The sequence below is a fragment of the Bacillus sp. FSL R5-0447 genome (assembly GCF_038606125.1).
In the GTDB taxonomy this organism is placed as follows: Bacteria; Bacillota; Bacilli; order Bacillales; family Bacillaceae; genus Bacillus; species Bacillus velezensis.
The window spans coordinates 3,437,950-3,455,755 of sequence record NZ_CP152012.1 but is presented as its reverse complement, the minus strand read 5'-3'; the positions used below and the strand labels follow the sequence as shown (position 1 = coordinate 3,455,755).

Below are 17,806 nucleotides of genomic sequence, written 5' to 3'. Positions count from 1 at the left end.
GAAACCCGGAAGATTTCTTAGAATAGTGTAAGGCGGGTGATTGCTTTGATCCATCTTCAAAATGTTTCAAAAATTTACAAAGCGAAGCATGGGGATGTCAATGCTGTCCAAGATGTCACTCTTGATATCAAAAAGGGCGAAATATTTGGAATTATAGGATATAGCGGAGCTGGTAAAAGTTCCTTAATCCGTCTCCTGAACGGCCTTGAAAAGCCGACGTCGGGAACCGTGGAAGTCGCGGGGACGGAATTAAATAAAGTAAGCAGCCGCGGGCTGAGAAAAGCGCGCCAGGAAATCAGCATGATCTTCCAGCATTTTAACCTTCTGTGGTCGCGCACCGTCCGGGAGAACATTATGTTTCCGCTGGAAATCGCCGGCGTGAAAAAAAGCGAACGGGTCCGCCGCGCCGATGAATTGATTAAACTGGTCGGATTAGAGGGGAAAGAAAAATCTTATCCGTCGCAGCTGAGCGGCGGTCAAAAGCAGCGTGTCGGCATCGCCCGGGCGCTCGCCAATAATCCGAAAGTCCTTCTGTGCGATGAAGCGACATCAGCGCTCGATCCGCAGACGACCGATTCAATTTTGGATCTTTTATCCGATATAAATGACAGACTCGGTCTGACGATCGTGCTCATTACCCATGAAATGCACGTCATCCGAAAAATCTGCAACAGAGTCGCCGTCATGGAAAACGGGAAAGTCGTTGAAGAAGGCGAAGTACTCCAAGTTTTCAGAAACCCGCGCGAACCGATGACTAAGCGTTTCGTTCAGCAGGTGACAGAACCGGAGGAGACGAAAGAAACCATCCAGCATTTTCTGCAGGAAACAGCGACAGGAAAAACGATTCAGCTTTCATTTGTCGGGCAGGCCGCCGAGCAGCCCCTCATTACGGAAATGATCCGAAACTTTGATGTGGACGTCAATATTCTGCAGGGGAAAATTTCACAGACGAAGGACGGAGCCTACGGTTCTTTATTCATTCATATTGACGGTCAGGAAAAAGAAGTAGAAAACGTGATCCGGTTCATCAAAGACAAACAGGTAGAAGCAGAGGTGATCACAAATGTTTGAAAAATGGTTCCCGAACGTTGATATAACCGAGCTGTGGACGGCCACATACGAGACCCTTTATATGACGGTCATCGCATTAGTTTTTTCATTTATCATCGGAGCGATTCTCGGTCTTCTGCTCTTTTTAACGGGCAAGGGAAGCTTATGGGAAAATAAAATCATTAACACCGTGATTGCGGCGGTCGTTAATATTTTCAGGTCTATTCCGTTTCTTATTTTAATTATTCTGCTTCTCGGCTTTACTAAGATTTTGGTCGGATCGATTTTAGGACCGAACGCCGCATTGCCGGCGCTGATTATCGGCTCCGCGCCGTTTTACGCCCGTCTTGCGGAAATTGCGCTGCGGGAAGTCGATAAAGGAGTCATTGAAGCTGCCAGATCAATGGGAGCAAAGACATCGACGATTATCTTCAAAGTGCTGATTCCTGAATCAATGCCTGCGTTAATTTCAGGCATCACCGTTACGGCCATCGCCCTGATCGGATCTACCGCCATTGCCGGCGCCATCGGTTCAGGCGGACTCGGAAACCTTGCATATGTAGAAGGCTACCAGTCCAATAATACGGATGTAACGTTTGTAGCGACAGTATTTATACTCATCATCGTCTTTATCATTCAGATTATCGGTGATGTAATTACAAATATAATAGACAAAAGATAAGGGAGGATTTACATTGAAAAAGATTGTATTAAGTGCGCTGCTGCTTGTGTTCGCGGGAGTTTTGGCCGCCTGCGGATCAAACGGCTCGAATAAAAAGGAAATCGTCGTCGCCGCGACAAAAACACCGCATGCTGAAATCTTAAAAGAAGCGGAACCGCTCTTGAAGGAAAAAGGCTACACATTAAAAGTAAAAGTGCTGAATGATTACAAAATGTACAACAAAGCGTTAGCTGATAATGAAGTGGATGCGAACTTCTTCCAGCACGTTCCTTACCTTGAACAGGAAATGAAAGAAAATAAAGATTACAAACTCGTGAATGCCGGAGCCGTTCACCTTGAGCCATTCGGAATTTACACGAAAAAATACAAATCACTGAAAGACCTGCCTAAAGGCGCGACCATCATCATGACGAACAATGTCGCTGAACAAGGCCGTATGCTGGCGATGCTTGAAAAAGCCGGACTGATCACACTTGATCCGAAGGTAAAAACGATTGAAGCCACTACGAAAAACATTACGAAAAACCCGAAAAACCTGACATTCAAAAAAATCGCCCCTGAATTAACGGCGAAAGCATATAATGAAGAAGAAGGCGATGCAGTCTTCATTAACGTCAACTATGCGATTCAAAACAAACTGAATCCGTTAAAAGATGCGATTGAAGTGGAATCAACGAAAAACAACCCGTACGCAAACATCATCGCCGTACGCAAAGGTGACGAAAAATCAGAGAAAATCAAAGCGCTTATGGAAGTGCTTCACTCTAAGAAAATCAAAGACTTTATTGAGAAAAAATACGACGGAGCCGTGCTTCCCGTATCTGAATAAAGCGAAAACCCCGGATGAATCATCCGGGGTTTTTTTCGGGTATTAATCGGAGAACTGTCCATAATAAAAAGGAAGGTTAACGATTGGAGGGAATGGCAGTGGCCCAATACCAGGATAACGGGAAAAGCGTGCATGACGCATTGAAACAATATAAAGAAGGTTTAGGCATATTCGAGCAAAAAATGCCGATGATGGGGCGGAAGTTTAATGAATTTACTGAACAGTGTTTCTCTGCGGATTCATTAACTGAAAAAGAGAAACAATTAATCGCTCTGGGCATCAGCATCAGCGCTCAAGATGAATTTTGCATGATTTATCATACGAAGGGCTGCCTTGACCAAGGGGCGACAGAAGAAAACATCCTTGAGGTCATCGGCGTCGCGGCGGCATTCGGGGGCGGCGCGGCTCTCAGTCAGGGAGTGACCCTCGTGCAGCAGTGCATTCAGGAATTCGGACATACGACGCATTAGAAAGAGCAATCGTGTGAATACCGTTTTTCAGATAAAGCGAGCGCCGGTTTTCGGCATATTCGAAAGGATTCAGGGGCACACTCTCTTTGGCCGGAGCAGGGGATCATTGTTACAATAGAAACAAATATATGAAGGGATTGATTCATTATCTGCACCAGCCACGAGAGACTGGACCTTGACTATACGCCTGAAATGGAAAAAGCGATGCAGAAGTCACACGGCATCGGCTACGAGGAATACGGACGGCGTCTTTCAAAAAGGATGGAAGTCGAACGGCAGAGGGAGCTTGAATATCAAAAAAGCAAGTTCCTCGCAGCGCAGCTTAATGAGAAAATCGGTCAGTAAAAAAGGGTGGATTTCCGCCCTTTTTCTGTTTCAAACAGCTTTAATTACGCCTTGATCTTTGATAAACTTTAGGAATGTTCCGGGTAATATAAAAAGTTGTATTTACTTTTCATTTGTTATAAAATTAGAATGAGAATAAATTGAGAATAATGATTATATATTTTGGAGGTATAGATATGGCTGCTTCAACATTAACGATCAAGGATCTTCACGTTGAAATCGAAGGAAAAGAGATCTTAAAAGGTGTAAACCTTGAAATAAAAGGCGGCGAATTCCACGCTGTCATGGGGCCGAACGGTACCGGTAAATCCACGCTCTCAGCAGCGATTATGGGACACCCGAAATACGAAGTTACAAAAGGCAGCATCACGCTTGACGGCAAGGATGTACTGGAAATGGAAGTGGACGAGCGCGCTCAGGCGGGTCTTTTCCTTGCGATGCAGTACCCAAGCGAAATCAGCGGTGTGACAAATGCCGATTTCCTTCGCTCTGCGATTAACGCCCGCCGTGAAGAAGGCGATGAAATTTCTCTTATGAAATTCATCCGCAAAATGGACGAAAACATGGAGTTCCTTGAAATGGACCCTGAAATGGCGCAGCGTTACCTGAACGAAGGTTTCTCAGGCGGGGAGAAAAAACGCAACGAAATCCTTCAGCTTATGATGATCGAGCCGAAAATCGCCATTCTTGACGAGATCGATTCAGGTCTTGATATCGATGCGCTTAAAGTCGTTTCTAAAGGAATTAACAGAATGCGCAGCGAAAACTTCGGCTGCTTAATGATCACTCACTACCAGCGCCTTCTGAACTACATCACGCCTGATGTCGTTCACGTTATGATGCAGGGACGCGTAGTGAAATCCGGCGGCGCGGAGCTTGCACAGCGCCTTGAAGCGGAAGGTTATGACTGGATTAAACAAGAACTAGGCATTGAAGACGAAACTGTAGGCCAAGAAGCGTAAGCGTTAGGGGGATAATCATGACATTGGAAACGAAACTATCCGTAGATCAGGAATATGTCAAAGGCTTTTCCGAAAAGCATCAAGAACCTGCCTGGCTGAAAAACCTGCGCTTACAGGCTCTTGAAAAAGCTGAAGATCTGCCGCTGCCTAAGCCTGATAAAACAAAAATCACAAATTGGAACTTTACAAAGTTCAACAAGCATACAGTAGAAAATGCGCCGCTTGCTTCTTTAGAAGATTTAGCTGATGAAGCAAAAGCGCTGATCGATATCGAAAACGAAGACAAAACGTTATACGTGCAGCGTGACCAAACGCCCGCTTTTCTTTCTCTTTCTAAAGAACTGAAAGACAAAGGCGTCATCTTTACGGACATCTTAACGGCTGCCCGTGAGCACAGCGACCTTGTTGAGAAGTATTTCATGAAAGACGGCGTTAAGGTCGACGAACATAAACTGACTGCGCTTCATGCAGCATTAATGAACGGCGGGGCATTCCTTTATGTTCCTAAAAACGTTCAGGTGGAGACGCCTGTTCAGGCCGTTTACGTTCATGAAAGCAATGACACGGCATTGTTCAACCACGTGCTGATTGTCGCTGAAGATCACAGCTCCGTCACTTACGTTGAGAACTACATCAGCACGGTGAATCCGAAAGAAGCTGTATTCAACATTATCAGTGAAGTGGTCACAGGCGATAATGCCAGCGTGACGTACGGCGCCGTTGACAACCTGTCAGCAGGCGTCACAACATACGTCAACCGCCGCGGAGCCGCGCGCGGACGCGACAGCAAAATCGAGTGGGCGCTCGGACTGATGAACGACGGCGACACGATTTCTGAAAACACGACAAACCTCTACGGTGACGGCACATACGGCGATACGAAAACCGTAGTTGTCGGAAGAGGAGAACAGACGGAAAACTTTACGACGCAGATCATCCACTTCGGTAAGGCTTCTGAAGGCTATATCCTGAAGCACGGAGTCATGAAAGATGCCGCATCTTCCATCTTTAACGGAATCGGCAAAATCGAGCACGGCGCGTCTAAAGCAAACGCTGAACAGGAATCCCGCGTTCTGATGCTGAGTGAAAAAGCACGCGGAGATGCAAACCCGATTCTTTTAATTGATGAAGACGATGTAACTGCAGGACATGCGGCATCTGTCGGCCGTGTGGACCCGATCCAGCTTTACTACTTAATGAGCCGCGGAATTCCGAAAGAAGAAGCGGAGCGCTTAGTCATTTACGGATTCCTTGCTCCGGTGGTAAAAGAGCTTCCGATTGAAGGAGTTAAGAAACAGCTCGTCTCCGTCATCGAAAGGAAAGTAAAATAATGAATATCACCGATATTCGTGAACAGTTCCCGATCCTTCATCAGCAAGTGAACGGACATGACCTCGTGTACCTTGACAGCGCGGCGACTTCCCAGAAGCCGCGTGCTGTCATTGAAGCAGTGGATCAGTATTACAACAAATACAACTCCAATGTCCACAGAGGCGTTCATACTCTTGGCACGAGAGCGACAGACGGCTATGAAGGTGCGCGTGAAAAAGTCCGTAAGTTTATCAATGCGAAGTCAATGGCTGAGGTCATTTTCACAAAAGGCACGACAACTTCACTGAATATGGTGGCGCTGAGCTATGCCCGCGCCAGCTTAAAACCCGGTGATGAAGTGGTCATCACCCAAATGGAGCATCATGCGAATATCATTCCATGGCAGCAGGCTGTCAAAGCAACCGGCGCGACTTTAAAATATATCCCGATGCAGGAAGACGGCACGCTTTCGTTGGACGACGTCCGGCAGACTGTCACAAGCCATACGAAGATCGTGGCAGTCGCTCATGTGTCAAACGTGCTCGGCACGATCAACCCGATTAAAGAGATCGCCAAAATCGCTCATGACAATGGCGCGGTCATCGTGGTGGACGGGGCGCAAAGCACACCGCACATGAAAATCGACGTTCAGGACTTGGATTGCGACTTCTTCGCGCTTTCTTCCCATAAAATGTGCGGCCCGACGGGAATCGGCGTGCTGTACGGCAAGAAAGAACTGCTTGAGAATATGGAGCCGGCCGAATTTGGCGGCGAGATGATCGACTTTGTAGGGCTTTATGAATCAACTTGGAAAGAGCTTCCGTGGAAATTTGAAGCAGGCACGCCGATCATTGCAGGCGCGATCGGATTGGGAGCCGCGATTGATTTTCTTGAAGAGATCGGACTCGACGAGATTTCCCGGCATGAGCATAAGCTTGCAGCCTATGCGCTTGACCGTTTCGAGCAGCTAGACGGCGTGACGGTATACGGTCCGAAAGAGCGGGCGGGACTTGTGACATTTAATCTTGATGAGGTTCACCCTCATGATGTCGCGACTGTCCTCGATGCTGAGGGCATTGCGGTCAGAGCCGGCCATCATTGCGCCCAGCCGCTCATGAAATGGCTGGATGTATCTGCTACTGCGAGAGCGAGTTTTTATCTGTATAATACAGAGGAAGAGATCGATAAGCTCGCGGAAGCCCTCCAAAAGACAAAGGAGTACTTTACAAATGTCTTTTAATGCAAATTTAGATACATTATACAGACAAGTGATCATGGATCATTACAAAAATCCGCGCAACAAAGGGGTTTTGGATGACAGCATCGTCGTCGATATGAACAACCCGACTTGCGGCGACCGGATCAGACTGACAATGAAGCTTGACGGCGATACCGTTCAGGAAGCGAAGTTTGAAGGAGAAGGCTGCTCCATCTCCATGGCTTCAGCTTCCATGATGACGCAGGCGATTAAAGGAAAAGATATTGATACCGCCCTTTCCATGTCTAAGATTTTCTCAGACATGATGCAAGGGAAAGAGTATGACGACTCAATAGATCTCGGGGATATTGAAGCCCTTCAAGGCGTTTCGAAATTCCCGGCCCGGATTAAATGTGCCACCCTTTCATGGAAAGCACTTGAAAAAGGAGTCGCTGGCGAAAAAGGCGGCAATTAAAAGATTGGAGTGAAAATGGATGGCTAAAAAAATGCCTGAAATTGGTGAATACAAGTACGGTTTTCACGATAAGGACGTTTCCATTTTCCGTTCAGAGCGCGGATTGACAAAAGAAATCGTAGAAGAAATTTCACGCATGAAAGAAGAGCCTCAATGGATGCTTGATTTCCGCCTGAAATCTCTTGAGCATTTCTACAACATGCCGATGCCGCAGTGGGGCGGGGATTTAAACTCTTTAAACTTTGACGAAATTACGTATTACGTAAAGCCGTCTGAGCGTTCAGAGCGTTCTTGGGATGAAGTGCCTGAGGAAATTAAACAGACATTCGACAAACTCGGTATTCCTGAAGCTGAGCAAAAATACCTTGCCGGTGTTTCTGCACAGTACGAATCCGAAGTTGTGTACCACAATATGAAAGAAGATCTTGAAGAGCAAGGCATCGTCTTCAAAGACACAGACAGCGCGCTGAAAGAAAATGAAGACATTTTCCGCGAGCACTGGGCGAAAGTTATCCCGCCGACTGATAACAAGTTTGCGGCGCTGAACTCAGCTGTTTGGTCCGGCGGATCTTTCATCTACGTGCCTAAAGGCGTGAAGGTTGAAACACCGCTTCAAGCTTACTTCCGCATCAACTCCGAAAACATGGGTCAGTTCGAACGTACGCTGATCATCGTTGACGAAGAAGCAAGCGTTCATTACGTAGAGGGCTGTACGGCTCCTGTGTACACAACAAACTCGCTTCACAGCGCGGTTGTTGAAATCATCGTCAAAAAAGGCGGCTACTGCCGTTATACAACAATTCAAAACTGGGCGAACAACGTTTACAACCTAGTAACGAAACGTACGGTTTGTGAAGAAAACGCGACGATGGAATGGGTTGACGGAAACATCGGTTCTAAATTGACGATGAAATATCCGGCTGTCATTCTGAAAGGTGAAGGCGCGCGCGGCATGACGCTTTCTATCGCTCTTGCGGGCAAAGGACAGCATCAGGACGCGGGTGCGAAAATGATTCACCTTGCACCGAATACGTCATCCACAATCGTATCAAAATCGATTTCCAAACAGGGCGGAAAAGTAACATACCGCGGTATCGTCCACTTCGGACGAAAAGCGGACGGCGCCCGTTCAAACATCGAGTGTGATACGCTCATTATGGATAACAAATCAACTTCTGATACAATCCCTTACAATGAAATCCTGAACGACAACATTTCATTGGAGCACGAAGCGAAAGTATCAAAAGTTTCTGAAGAACAGCTTTTCTACTTGATGAGCCGCGGTATTTCTGAAGAAGAAGCAACAGAAATGATCGTTATGGGCTTCATCGAGCCGTTCACAAAAGAACTTCCGATGGAATACGCAGTTGAAATGAACCGTTTGATTAAATTCGAAATGGAAGGTTCCATCGGTTAATAGTAAAACCCCGCCATGTGGCGGGGTTTTTTTCTTTATTGAATAGTGAAATTACCGTATTCGCTTGACCGGACATGAATCGGCCCGTTTAAATTGTAGTTCTTCTCTTTGACAATATCGCGGAAAACGTCGACACGGGCAACCGATTCTCTCCATTCATCCTGAGTGTCCTCATCTGACGGATTCATCAGATCGTCATAGCGCACATCCAAGAATTTATTGAGCCATTTCTTCTCGTCAGTTCCGTCTTTCGGTGACCCGCCCATTTTTTTGTTCGTGCGTTTAATCAGGGCATAAAAGGAGTCCGGATCATCGCCGTCGCCATGCTGAATCACCGTATCGTACATCACTGCTTTTGCCAAGGCCGTTTTCAGTCCGGCATTTTCTGAACGTTTCATCGCCGGCTGATAATACAAGCTGTCATTTACCTTATCTTGGGCAGCGCGGAAGGCTTTATCATTGCCAAGTGAGCGCCAGGCAGAAGCGAATCCTTTCAGATTGCTGATGTCATCGCTTTCGTCCTTCGCAAGACGACGCAATTCAGGCAAATACTTTTTCAATTTGTTATTCGGCACCGCTTTCGTGTAGACTTCGACTACTTCCAGCGCATCTCCGGTAGCCGTCGTAAAGCCGGCCCGCCCGCAAGTGTAACCTCTTCCGTCATCCAACGCTTCAACATATCCGTATTGGATTTCCGTCTTTCCGTTTTCAAAGATGCTGGTCAGCTGTTCCGCCCGGCGCTTCTGATCCTTATTCAGCCCGGCCGCAAAAACCGTACCGCTCATCATCAGGGTAAAAAACATGGTGAAAATAAGAGATGAAACCGCCGTCTTCTTCCAAAAACCTGCTTTTTTCTTCAAGCTGATTTTCATTGCCATACCCCTTTCATATGTAAGTTACGCACTCAGTATACATGAGGGGGTTGTTTTTTTGTTGAAAACACACGAATTTGTCAATATTTTGAATCCTAAGCCCTATCCGGCGCTTCATAAAAAGAACGACCTTCACCAGACAGACAATCCCGTTCTTGCGTCATTCTCATCTGTAACATAGTCAACGCGGTGAAACCCGCATTGTACAGCCTGCTGATAAAGGGCTTCGAGCATAACCGGATCTTTGCAATATAACGTTACATACGAGCAATCTGCAATGAGAAGCACAAGCTCACAGGAACTCTCCAAATATTCCTCATACGTATTGATTTCCGTTACCATCCCGCCCGGGAAAGCTTTCAATTCAGCAAAAATCATATAATAAGGGTTTCCTTCCAGACGCTGACGGAGTTCTTGACCCTGAATGATGCGCTGATTTTGTGGAAACAGGTCTGTATCGGTGTCTTCTTTGAACTCAATATACGCCTCTCCATCACCGATAAACCACGTATAGGGAGAGATCGGGAACGGTTGTAATATATCTGCCGCAAACCGTCCGAACTCATTTGGGATGTTAAATGTAATGCCGCGTTTCATAATAAAATGAGGAAATCGAATAACTAATGACTGACTATTTTGAAATTAAATCCATAGGAGCTTTATTTTATTACTGTAAAATTGCTATAATAATAGCTAATATGTTTCTAAATTGGAGGACTATTGTTATGAAGGGGAAAAAGATCATTATTTGTTTATTGGTCATCTGTATTATTTTCATAATCAGTTTGTTTTTTATTAAGAATAATGAAACTCCTGATTCAGCGAAAAAATTTAATACTGAACATGAAGCTTTACAGTATGCTAAACAAGAATCACCTTATATCACTGATTTTATATATGAAACAAAGGAAATTGACAATGAAAAAGTTGTGATATACAAATTTGAAGAAAATAAACAAATAGGTATAGGAACAGGAACATTGGCATGGAAAGATAAAAAAGTTATATGGGTAAAGAATGGAAATGGTGTAGCGCTTAAAAATCAGAATAATAAGACAGATATTTCATTTGATGTAAAGTCTTATTCAGGTAAAAAATATAAGTTATATGCTGGATTTAACAAAACGAAAAATCTGAAAATTGAAACTCAGACAGATAATAATGTAACCCCTCATGTGGATAAGAAATCTGGAATATATTATTTGTTAATTCCTAGTATAAATTAATCACACCTAGTTTACAAAAATATACTTCTCTGGTAATATTTTAATGTGTCATAAAAATAAGGAGGGTGTATATGAAAAAGAAAGTTACGCTTTTGATTGCAGTTTTCGTGGTATTTTTGATGGTTTTTGGAAATCCCTCGAAAGGATTCGCTGTCGAGCAATATACTATTAATCTATCTGATTCAAATGTAGAAAAATTTTATGATGAGGAACAAGGTGCAGTAATCGCACCATTCAAAGCGTCAGAACATGGGCTTGTACCTGTTTCAAAAGATGAATATGAAAAAACAACTGAAATAAAAGAAAACGAAGATTTAGAGAATGAGTTTGTTGTTTCTGAGGAAAGTAATGACGAATTAGAATTTAAGCCCTATGCTGACGTTGATCTTAGATATTGGAGATATAAAGAAAAATCAGCCACTAAATATTATGGTGACCCTATTAAAGTTTCAGCAACAATTAAGTGTACTACATCATCGTGCAGAGTAGATAAACAGACGCAAGCTACTGTATCTAAGTCTTACAGTGTTAATGCTTCATCAGAAATTCAAGCTATAAACTATGGAGCTAGTTTTAATTTTACGTCAGCAAAATCTTATTCTACTACATATTCCTTTACGCTCAAAAAAGGCCAATCTGGATATATAGCCTTTAAACCATACAAAAGAAAGTCTACAGGTACCCTAACGCAGTATTCTACAATGCATGGTAAAATCAGCAGTAAATCAGCCTATGGAAGATCAGCGATTAAGATGAAAACCGGAGAAGCTGATGGATACTATACTTTTGTTTTTACTAAAAAATAGTATGATAGATCAGTTTATATAGTGGAAGGATAATAGTGATAATGCCTTTATCCTCTCAATAAGGACGGGGCTTGATACTTAGCCGCGTTCTTTGATGTTCTCTTTTGTTCTTGATCTGTATATACGTTGATTATGACTTTTGAATTGATACTGGCTGCTGTTTGAAAGCTTGCGATTGTCGATTTAGGGTCTGTGTTTTCTTCACATCCATGATGATTTACGTTTAAGACATCACCTTTTCTCTATTGATAGATGGAATCTTTGATAGGAGAGCGAAGAGATTGGTCGACCTTCTGCTTTTTCATATGGGGGCAAAAGGTCGAAGCAAAGCGCTCCATTTGTTAAAATAAATAAGACAAAACAGATAGAAAAGGTGTTACACATGAAGTCTTATATGATTATCGGGGCCGGCATTCTCGGTGCGTCCGCGGCTTATCATCTCGCAAAGGCCGGGGCGGATGTAACGGTCATTGACCGGAAACACCCGGGGCAGGCGACTGACGCCGCGGCGGGGATCGTTTGCCCGTGGCTGTCGCAGCGGCGCAATCAGGCATGGTATGCGATCGCAAAAGGCGGCGCCCGTTATTATGAACGATTGATACAGCAGCTTGAAGCGGACGGAGAAACAGAAACCGGTTATCAAAAGGTCGGTGCCGTCAGCCTCCATACAGATGAAAAAAAGCTCAGCCAAATGGAGGAAAGAGCTTATAAAAGAAGAGAAGACGCCCCTGAAATCGGTGACATTACAAGACTGACACCGGCAGAAACGAAGGCGCTGTTCCCCGCGCTGTCGGAGGAATTCGGGGCAGTTCATGTCAGCGGCGCGGCCCGGGTGAACGGGAGGGCGCTTCGTAAGGCGCTGTTAAGTGCGGCCGTTAAGCACGGCGCGGCTGTTTACAATGAAGAAGCGTCAATATTGACTGAGGACGGTGCCGTCATCGGTGTGAAAACCGCAGAACGCACGCTTACTGCCGACCAGGTTCTCGTAACGGCCGGCGCTTGGGCGAGAGAGCTGCTTGAGCCGCTCGGCATCCGTTTTTCAGTATCATACCAAAAGGCGCAGATCGTTCATTTAGAGCTTCAGGGAGAGGATACGGGCGGCTGGCCCGTCGTCATGCCCCCAAACGATCAATACATTCTCGCCTTTGACAGCGGCAGAATCATAGCGGGTGCGACTCATGAAAACGATACCGGCATGGATTTGCGGGTGACGGCCGGCGGCCTCCGCGAGATTTTTGACAAAGCATTAACCGTGGCGCCGGGCCTTTCAGACAGTACTGTAATAGAGACAAGAGTCGGTTTCAGGCCGTTTACTCCCGGCTTTCTTCCTGTCATCGGCAAAGTGCCGAATATCAGCGGACTCCTCGTTGCCAACGGGCTGGGCGCCTCAGGACTGACGAGCGGGCCGTATCTGGGGGCTGAACTGGCGAAACTCGCGCTCGGTCAGCAGACGGAAATTGATTTAAGCCTTTATGATCCGGCCGGGGCGCTTGAATAAAAAATAGCTTTTGGCGCATTCTTATGATAGGATGGAGCTTTAATGAATAAGAGGACGTGACCCATTTTGATAAAAATAAACCTTCCTGCTCCTGATGTAACCATTACGGAACGGCAGCAGTCACCGTCGGAGAATGAACCGGCGATTAAAGCGATTTACGGTTTCATTGATTTTCACCAAATTCCGAGAGACAAAGGCGGCATATTTATGTTTTATAACATTCATGATGAGCTGCTGTTTGTCGGGAAAGCCCGTAAATTAAGACAAAGAATCAAAAAGCATTTTGAAGACAATGTGTCGCCTGTTAAACATCACAGGGACGAAGTGTATAAAATTGAAGTATGTGTCGTAAATGATCCGATGGAAAGGGAGATTTACGAAACGTACGCGATCAATACCCTTCAGTCGAAATACAACATTGAGAAAGTATTTTATAAATAAGAAAAACCGGAGCTTAAGGGCTCCGGTTTTCTTTATGTTTACAGTGCCAGCCACATCACGGCAATATGCACGATCAGCAGACAGTAAACGACGAGGAATAGCTGGACGGCCTTTTTTCTGAATAACATGCAGATCATCATGAGCACAGGAAAAATCAGGACGCCGGCCGTTTTATTGATTGATGTATTCGGACGGTTTGACACGTCATAGTGAATGGCCATATCAGCAGGAAGAAACGGATAAAACACAATCGACAGAATAAAGGCGAGAACCACAGCTCCCCACAGCACTTTATCATTCATCAAAAACATATGAACACTCCCTTTTTTTAGTGTGAAAAATTTCATTAGTTTCAGTATTTATCTTATGGGTGTTTCCGATCAGGTGATCGCTGATATTAAAAAGTCATCGCGGGATTATTTTAAAGAGTTGAAAGCGGCGGTCTACAGCGGCGATTATGAGAAAGTGAACAGCGTCATTGATCAAGGTTCGCAGATTATGGCGAAAGTGCTGAAAGAAGAGTTTGACAAAAAGAGCATGGACAAAGGAAAATCAACGGCCATCGGCCAATGCGCAACGGCTGTATGGGTATTTTTAAACGCGGCGGCCGCCATTGAGACGATCGCTCTTGCGGTAGCGGCCATCATTTTGACAGTAGCAAGCGTTGACGAAGATTCCGACTTAGGAAAAGAGCAGCTCATCGCTAATGTCGTTGACCGCATTAACGCGCAGCACTGAGGCTGAAGAAAGAAAACGCTAAGGAAACGAACCTTAGCGTTTTTTTGATTGAAGCATCTCTTTTAAATATGCTTCTGAATCAAAGCCGAGTTCCTCGTCGGCTTCTTTTTTCAGTTCAAGCTGAAATCGCACATACGTGTCATATTTGGGGCTGAGCTTTTGAAGAAGATTGCTGAAAGGCGATCCCTCCTTCAGCGCGGGCAGATCAGAAGCGGATTCTCCGACCTTGATCAGGCTTTCCCTGTATTCTTCATCTGTCTGCACTCTTTTCACAAGCTGAATGATGATGTTTTTATGAGTGTCCCAAGTGGCGGGGTCTCTCTCCAAAATCCGCTCGATAAATTGGTCATGCTGGACTTTGTGCTGCTGGAGCTGAGCCGGATCCTCCTTGCCGACCAGCTGCATCATCGGGTGTGCAGCCGGAACTTCTTCCATATCATCCAATACTTTAATAAGCTTTGCCCATATCGTTTTTTTCTCATCTGTATCAATAGAAAAGTCGAGGAACGGTTCAAACAGCGCGGCGATAAATTCTCCGAAATCTCCCGGGAACAGTTTTTTCAGCTGAAGTCCCATATACTTCGGTTCATCTATTTTGACCTCGCCGATATCATGCAGAATTGAATCGACATTTTCCGCATCTTCCACGCGCTTGATCAGCATTTCAGTCAGTTTCCGTTCCTGCTCAAGCTCTTCAATCTGCCGACTGAGCTTTTGATGCTGCCGGCGCAGTATATCATGCAGACTGCTGCCCTCTAAGAGGAACGCTTTAATATCGCTTACAGACAGTGCCAGCATTCGGAGGGCGGCAATCATTTTCAGCGTATTCACGTTCTGAGCGGAATACTCACGGTATCCGTTATCAGGGTTTTTGCTGACGGTGATTAAACCTTCCTGCTCATAATATTTGATGGCTTTTTTCGTGAGACCCGTCTGCCTTGCGGCTTCTTTTATATTCATTCTGAATCACTCCCTGTTTTTCATTCTAAACGTGTCTCTAAGGGTCAGGTCAAGAGAGGGCGGCGAATAAGACGGGTTTATTTTATATTTTAGAAATTTCAGAAAATATGATTGACAACGCACCTTTGTTGCGATTAATATAACGTTATATAATGTTATATAACGTTATATAATAAAACACTGAGGAGTGAAGGATTTGAGTCAAACTGCCGCACAAGTGAATCACAAAGTTCAGGCTTTCTTGGATGATCTGAAAGGAAAAACGATTGACCACGTCTTTTTCGTCGCTTGCGGGGGTTCTTCAGCCATTATGTATCCGAGCAAGTACGTGTTTGACAGAGAGGCGAAAGCCATCAGCTCTGATCTCTACAGTTCAAATGAATTTATTCAGCGCAATCCCGTTCAGCTCGGAGAGAACTCTCTCGTGATTTTATGTTCTCAGTCAGGCAATACGCCGGAAACGGTGAAAGCCGCCGGTTTCGCCAGAAAAAAAGGCGCGCTTACGATTGCGATGACCTTTGAGCCTGATTCGCCGTTAGCGAAAGAAGCCGAATATGTCGCGGTGTATGACTGGGGTGAGAATGCACAGGCGATAAATACGAATTACGGGGTTCTGTATCAAATCGTGTTCGGCGCTTTACACGTGCTGGAAAACCATCCCGTGTTTGAACAGGCGATCGACGGACTCAATAAGCTCCAGACCGTATATGACAAAGCGCTTAAACAAGAAGCGGATCACGCAAAGGCATTCGCGAAAGCCCACGAAAAAGAAGATATCATTTACACGATGGCAAGCGGTGCGAACTACGGCGTCGCTTACTCCTACAGCATCTGCATTCTCATGGAAATGCAATGGATTCATTCCCACGCCATTCATGCCGGAGAATATTTTCACGGACCGTTCGAAATCATTGATGAATCCGTTCCATTTATTATCCTGCTCGGCTTAGACGAAACAAGACCCCTTGAAGAGCGGGCGCTTTCCTTCTCAAAAAGATACGGCAAAAAACTGACTGTGCTTGATGCGGCAGCATATGATTTTTCCGGAATTGACGATTCTGTAAAAGGCTATCTGGCTCCTCTCGTATTAAACCGGGTGCTCAGAAGCTATGCGGATGCGCTGGCGGAAGCAAGGAACCATCCGTTAAGCCAGCGGCGTTACATGTGGAAAGTCGAATATTAAGAACGCGCATTATATTTCACCGGACTATAATGATATATAACGTTATAGTCCGGTGACAAAGGAGGAAAAGCATCTGAAAAAGCTCATCTGCCTGTTCGTTCTGTTAGCCGTATGTCTGTCAGCCGCCGCCTGTTCAAGCCAAAGCAGTTCCTCTGACGGAAAAGTGACCTTGAAGTTTTTTCACAGGTGGCCGAAGGAGCCGGAAAAAAGCTATTTCGAAGAAGCGGTCAAAGAATTTGAAGCTGCTCATCCGGATATTCATATCCAAACGGAAGCGGTCTTAAACGATTCTTATAAAGACAAGGTGAAAGTCATGCTCGGAACAACGAGCCCCCCTGATATTTTCTTTTCATGGAGCGACCGGTTTGCTTATAAATTCATCAAAGGAGATAAAGCCCTCGATCTGTCGTCTTACTATCAGCAGGATAAAGATTGGTCCTCACAGCTTGTGCAGTCACAAATCAAACCCTTTACGCATGACGGAAAACAGTACGGTGTTCCGTGGCAAATGGACGCTAAATCATTCTTTTATAATAAGGACATTTTTCATACATTACATTTGAAGCCCCCGGCGACATGGGATGAACTGATCACAGTCTCTGAGAAATTGAAAGAGAACGGATATATTCCGATCAGTTTCGGCACAAAAGCGCCTTGGACGATTTCTCATTATATCGGGACGCTGAACCAGCGTATGGTGGATGAAAAAACGCGGGCGAAGGATTACAGCCCGGAAACCGGGGAGTTTACGGACGAAGGCTATGTCAAAGCGCTTGAAAAGCTTCAGGAACTTCTGCCGTACTTTACAAAGCACGTGAACTCCGTTGATCACGAATACGTGCGCCAGCAGTTTACGAGCGGCAAAGCGGCGATGATTTATGCGGAAACGGCAGAAATTAAGCTCGTCGAACCGGTCAATCTGGGCTTGTTTCCTTTCCCGAAACTCAGCGGCGAAAAGGGATCTCCCCGTGCACTGACCGGATCTCCGGAAGGATTTATGATTTCCTCAAAAACGAAGCACCCGAAAGAAGCCATGGAATTTCTACAGTTTTTAACCTCGAAAAAAATGGGAGAGAAGCTGATAAAAGACGTCGGTAAATACAGCGCGGTTCAAGGAACGGCGACAGAAAACAATTCCGCCCCGATCCAGCGTGAAGCCGTGCAGGATATCGTCCGCGCCGAATCAATGGTGCCGTGGTTTGATATGGATGTTGACGTTGAAATCGCCGAAGTGTATGCGGCAGGCGTTCAGCAGATGCTCGGCGGCACAATGACACCGCGCGAGGTGATGAATTCCGTGCAGAAAGCGGCGCGTCAGGTCAAAGCGTCATCTGAATAGAACA

Annotated in this window: 21 protein-coding genes; 17 read left to right on the top strand and 4 right to left on the bottom strand. The window is 45.4% G+C overall.

Annotated features, from left to right (window positions below; genetic code table 11):
* Nucleotides 1-45: 45 nt before the first annotated feature.
* From metN to sufB, 10 genes are all read left to right on the top strand, one after another.
* Nucleotides 46-1,071 carry a methionine ABC transporter ATP-binding protein MetN gene (metN, locus tag NYE68_RS17480; RefSeq protein WP_003151850.1) on the top strand — a complete coding sequence of 342 codons (1,026 nt, stop codon included), beginning with the start codon at nucleotides 46-48 and terminating at the stop codon, nucleotides 1,069-1,071.
* On the top strand, nucleotides 1,064-1,732 hold the full coding sequence (locus tag NYE68_RS17475; protein ID WP_003151851.1) for a methionine ABC transporter permease: 669 nt from the start codon (nucleotides 1,064-1,066) through the stop codon (nucleotides 1,730-1,732). Before metN ends, NYE68_RS17475 begins: the two co-directional genes overlap by 8 nt.
* Before the next feature lie 13 nt (nucleotides 1,733-1,745).
* The gene (metQ, locus tag NYE68_RS17470; protein WP_014418825.1) at nucleotides 1,746-2,561 is read left to right on the top strand and encodes a methionine ABC transporter substrate-binding lipoprotein MetQ; all 816 of its coding nucleotides are present in this window, start codon (nucleotides 1,746-1,748) and stop codon (nucleotides 2,559-2,561) included.
* An 83-nt stretch (nucleotides 2,562-2,644) separates the two neighbouring features.
* Complete coding sequence (locus NYE68_RS17465) at nucleotides 2,645-3,031, top strand: carboxymuconolactone decarboxylase family protein (RefSeq protein ID WP_088056427.1); 387 nt, start codon at nucleotides 2,645-2,647, stop codon at nucleotides 3,029-3,031.
* Between the two features lie 192 nt (nucleotides 3,032-3,223).
* Complete coding sequence (locus tag NYE68_RS17460) at nucleotides 3,224-3,376, top strand: hypothetical protein (protein ID WP_003151857.1); 153 nt, start codon at nucleotides 3,224-3,226, stop codon at nucleotides 3,374-3,376.
* 176 nt (nucleotides 3,377-3,552) lie between these two features.
* On the top strand, nucleotides 3,553-4,338 hold the full coding sequence (gene sufC, locus NYE68_RS17455; protein ID WP_003327022.1) for a Fe-S cluster assembly ATPase SufC: 786 nt from the start codon (nucleotides 3,553-3,555) through the stop codon (nucleotides 4,336-4,338).
* Nucleotides 4,339-4,355: 17 nt separating this feature from the next.
* On the top strand, nucleotides 4,356-5,669 hold the full coding sequence (gene sufD, locus NYE68_RS17450) for a Fe-S cluster assembly protein SufD (RefSeq protein WP_003151874.1): 1,314 nt from the start codon (nucleotides 4,356-4,358) through the stop codon (nucleotides 5,667-5,669).
* On the top strand, nucleotides 5,669-6,889 hold the full coding sequence (gene sufS / locus NYE68_RS17445; protein ID WP_014418823.1) for a cysteine desulfurase SufS: 1,221 nt from the start codon (nucleotides 5,669-5,671) through the stop codon (nucleotides 6,887-6,889). Before sufD ends, sufS begins: the two co-directional genes overlap by 1 nt.
* Nucleotides 6,879-7,322 carry a Fe-S cluster assembly sulfur transfer protein SufU gene (sufU, locus tag NYE68_RS17440; RefSeq protein WP_003151877.1) on the top strand — a complete coding sequence of 148 codons (444 nt, stop codon included), beginning with the start codon at nucleotides 6,879-6,881 and terminating at the stop codon, nucleotides 7,320-7,322. Before sufS ends, sufU begins: the two co-directional genes overlap by 11 nt.
* A gap of 19 nt (nucleotides 7,323-7,341) precedes the next feature.
* Nucleotides 7,342-8,739 carry a Fe-S cluster assembly protein SufB gene (sufB, locus tag NYE68_RS17435; RefSeq protein WP_007410090.1) on the top strand — a complete coding sequence of 466 codons (1,398 nt, stop codon included), beginning with the start codon at nucleotides 7,342-7,344 and terminating at the stop codon, nucleotides 8,737-8,739.
* Nucleotides 8,740-8,774: 35 nt separating this feature from the next.
* On the opposite strand, the gene csn is transcribed toward sufB, so the two are convergent.
* On the bottom strand, nucleotides 8,775-9,611 hold the full coding sequence (gene csn, locus NYE68_RS17430) for a chitosanase (protein ID WP_003151879.1): 837 nt from the start codon (nucleotides 9,609-9,611) through the stop codon (nucleotides 8,775-8,777).
* Between the two features lie 132 nt (nucleotides 9,612-9,743).
* Nucleotides 9,744-10,208, bottom strand: a complete 465-nt coding sequence (locus NYE68_RS17425; protein WP_014418822.1) for a DUF2691 family protein — start codon at nucleotides 10,206-10,208, stop codon at nucleotides 9,744-9,746.
* Nucleotides 10,209-10,336: 128 nt separating this feature from the next.
* Between NYE68_RS17425 and NYE68_RS17420 the strand changes: the two genes are divergently transcribed.
* From NYE68_RS17420 to NYE68_RS17405, 4 genes are all read left to right on the top strand, one after another.
* Entirely contained in the window at nucleotides 10,337-10,837 is a 501-nt protein-coding gene (locus NYE68_RS17420; protein WP_029973603.1) for a hypothetical protein, read from the top strand.
* A gap of 71 nt (nucleotides 10,838-10,908) precedes the next feature.
* A complete protein-coding gene (locus NYE68_RS17415; RefSeq protein ID WP_014418820.1) occupies nucleotides 10,909-11,643 on the top strand; it encodes a hypothetical protein in 735 nt (244 codons plus the stop codon).
* Between the two features lie 382 nt (nucleotides 11,644-12,025).
* Nucleotides 12,026-13,141: an FAD-binding oxidoreductase gene (locus NYE68_RS17410; RefSeq protein ID WP_174747289.1), complete on the top strand. Its 1,116-nt coding sequence runs from the start codon at nucleotides 12,026-12,028 to the stop codon at nucleotides 13,139-13,141.
* 66 nt (nucleotides 13,142-13,207) lie between these two features.
* Nucleotides 13,208-13,582 (top strand): nucleotide excision repair endonuclease, encoded by a 375-nt coding sequence (locus NYE68_RS17405; protein ID WP_007410094.1) that lies wholly within the window; start codon nucleotides 13,208-13,210, stop codon nucleotides 13,580-13,582.
* A 38-nt stretch (nucleotides 13,583-13,620) separates the two neighbouring features.
* On the opposite strand, the gene NYE68_RS17400 is transcribed toward NYE68_RS17405, so the two are convergent.
* Nucleotides 13,621-13,893 (bottom strand): DUF1648 domain-containing protein, encoded by a 273-nt coding sequence (locus NYE68_RS17400; protein ID WP_014418818.1) that lies wholly within the window; start codon nucleotides 13,891-13,893, stop codon nucleotides 13,621-13,623.
* A gap of 73 nt (nucleotides 13,894-13,966) precedes the next feature.
* Between NYE68_RS17400 and NYE68_RS17395 the strand changes: the two genes are divergently transcribed.
* The gene (locus NYE68_RS17395) at nucleotides 13,967-14,320 is read left to right on the top strand and encodes a hypothetical protein (protein WP_235929291.1); all 354 of its coding nucleotides are present in this window, start codon (nucleotides 13,967-13,969) and stop codon (nucleotides 14,318-14,320) included.
* Between the two features lie 33 nt (nucleotides 14,321-14,353).
* Here NYE68_RS17395 and NYE68_RS17390 read toward each other — a convergent pair whose 3' ends face one another.
* Complete coding sequence (locus NYE68_RS17390) at nucleotides 14,354-15,280, bottom strand: MerR family transcriptional regulator (RefSeq protein WP_174747287.1); 927 nt, start codon at nucleotides 15,278-15,280, stop codon at nucleotides 14,354-14,356.
* 196 nt (nucleotides 15,281-15,476) lie between these two features.
* On the opposite strand from NYE68_RS17390, the gene NYE68_RS17385 reads away from it, so the two are divergent.
* Entirely contained in the window at nucleotides 15,477-16,463 is a 987-nt protein-coding gene (locus NYE68_RS17385; protein ID WP_033574890.1) for an SIS domain-containing protein, read from the top strand.
* Nucleotides 16,464-16,536: 73 nt separating this feature from the next.
* Nucleotides 16,537-17,802, top strand: a complete 1,266-nt coding sequence (locus NYE68_RS17380; RefSeq protein WP_061890957.1) for an extracellular solute-binding protein — start codon at nucleotides 16,537-16,539, stop codon at nucleotides 17,800-17,802.
* The last annotated feature ends 4 nt before the right edge of the window (nucleotides 17,803-17,806 follow it).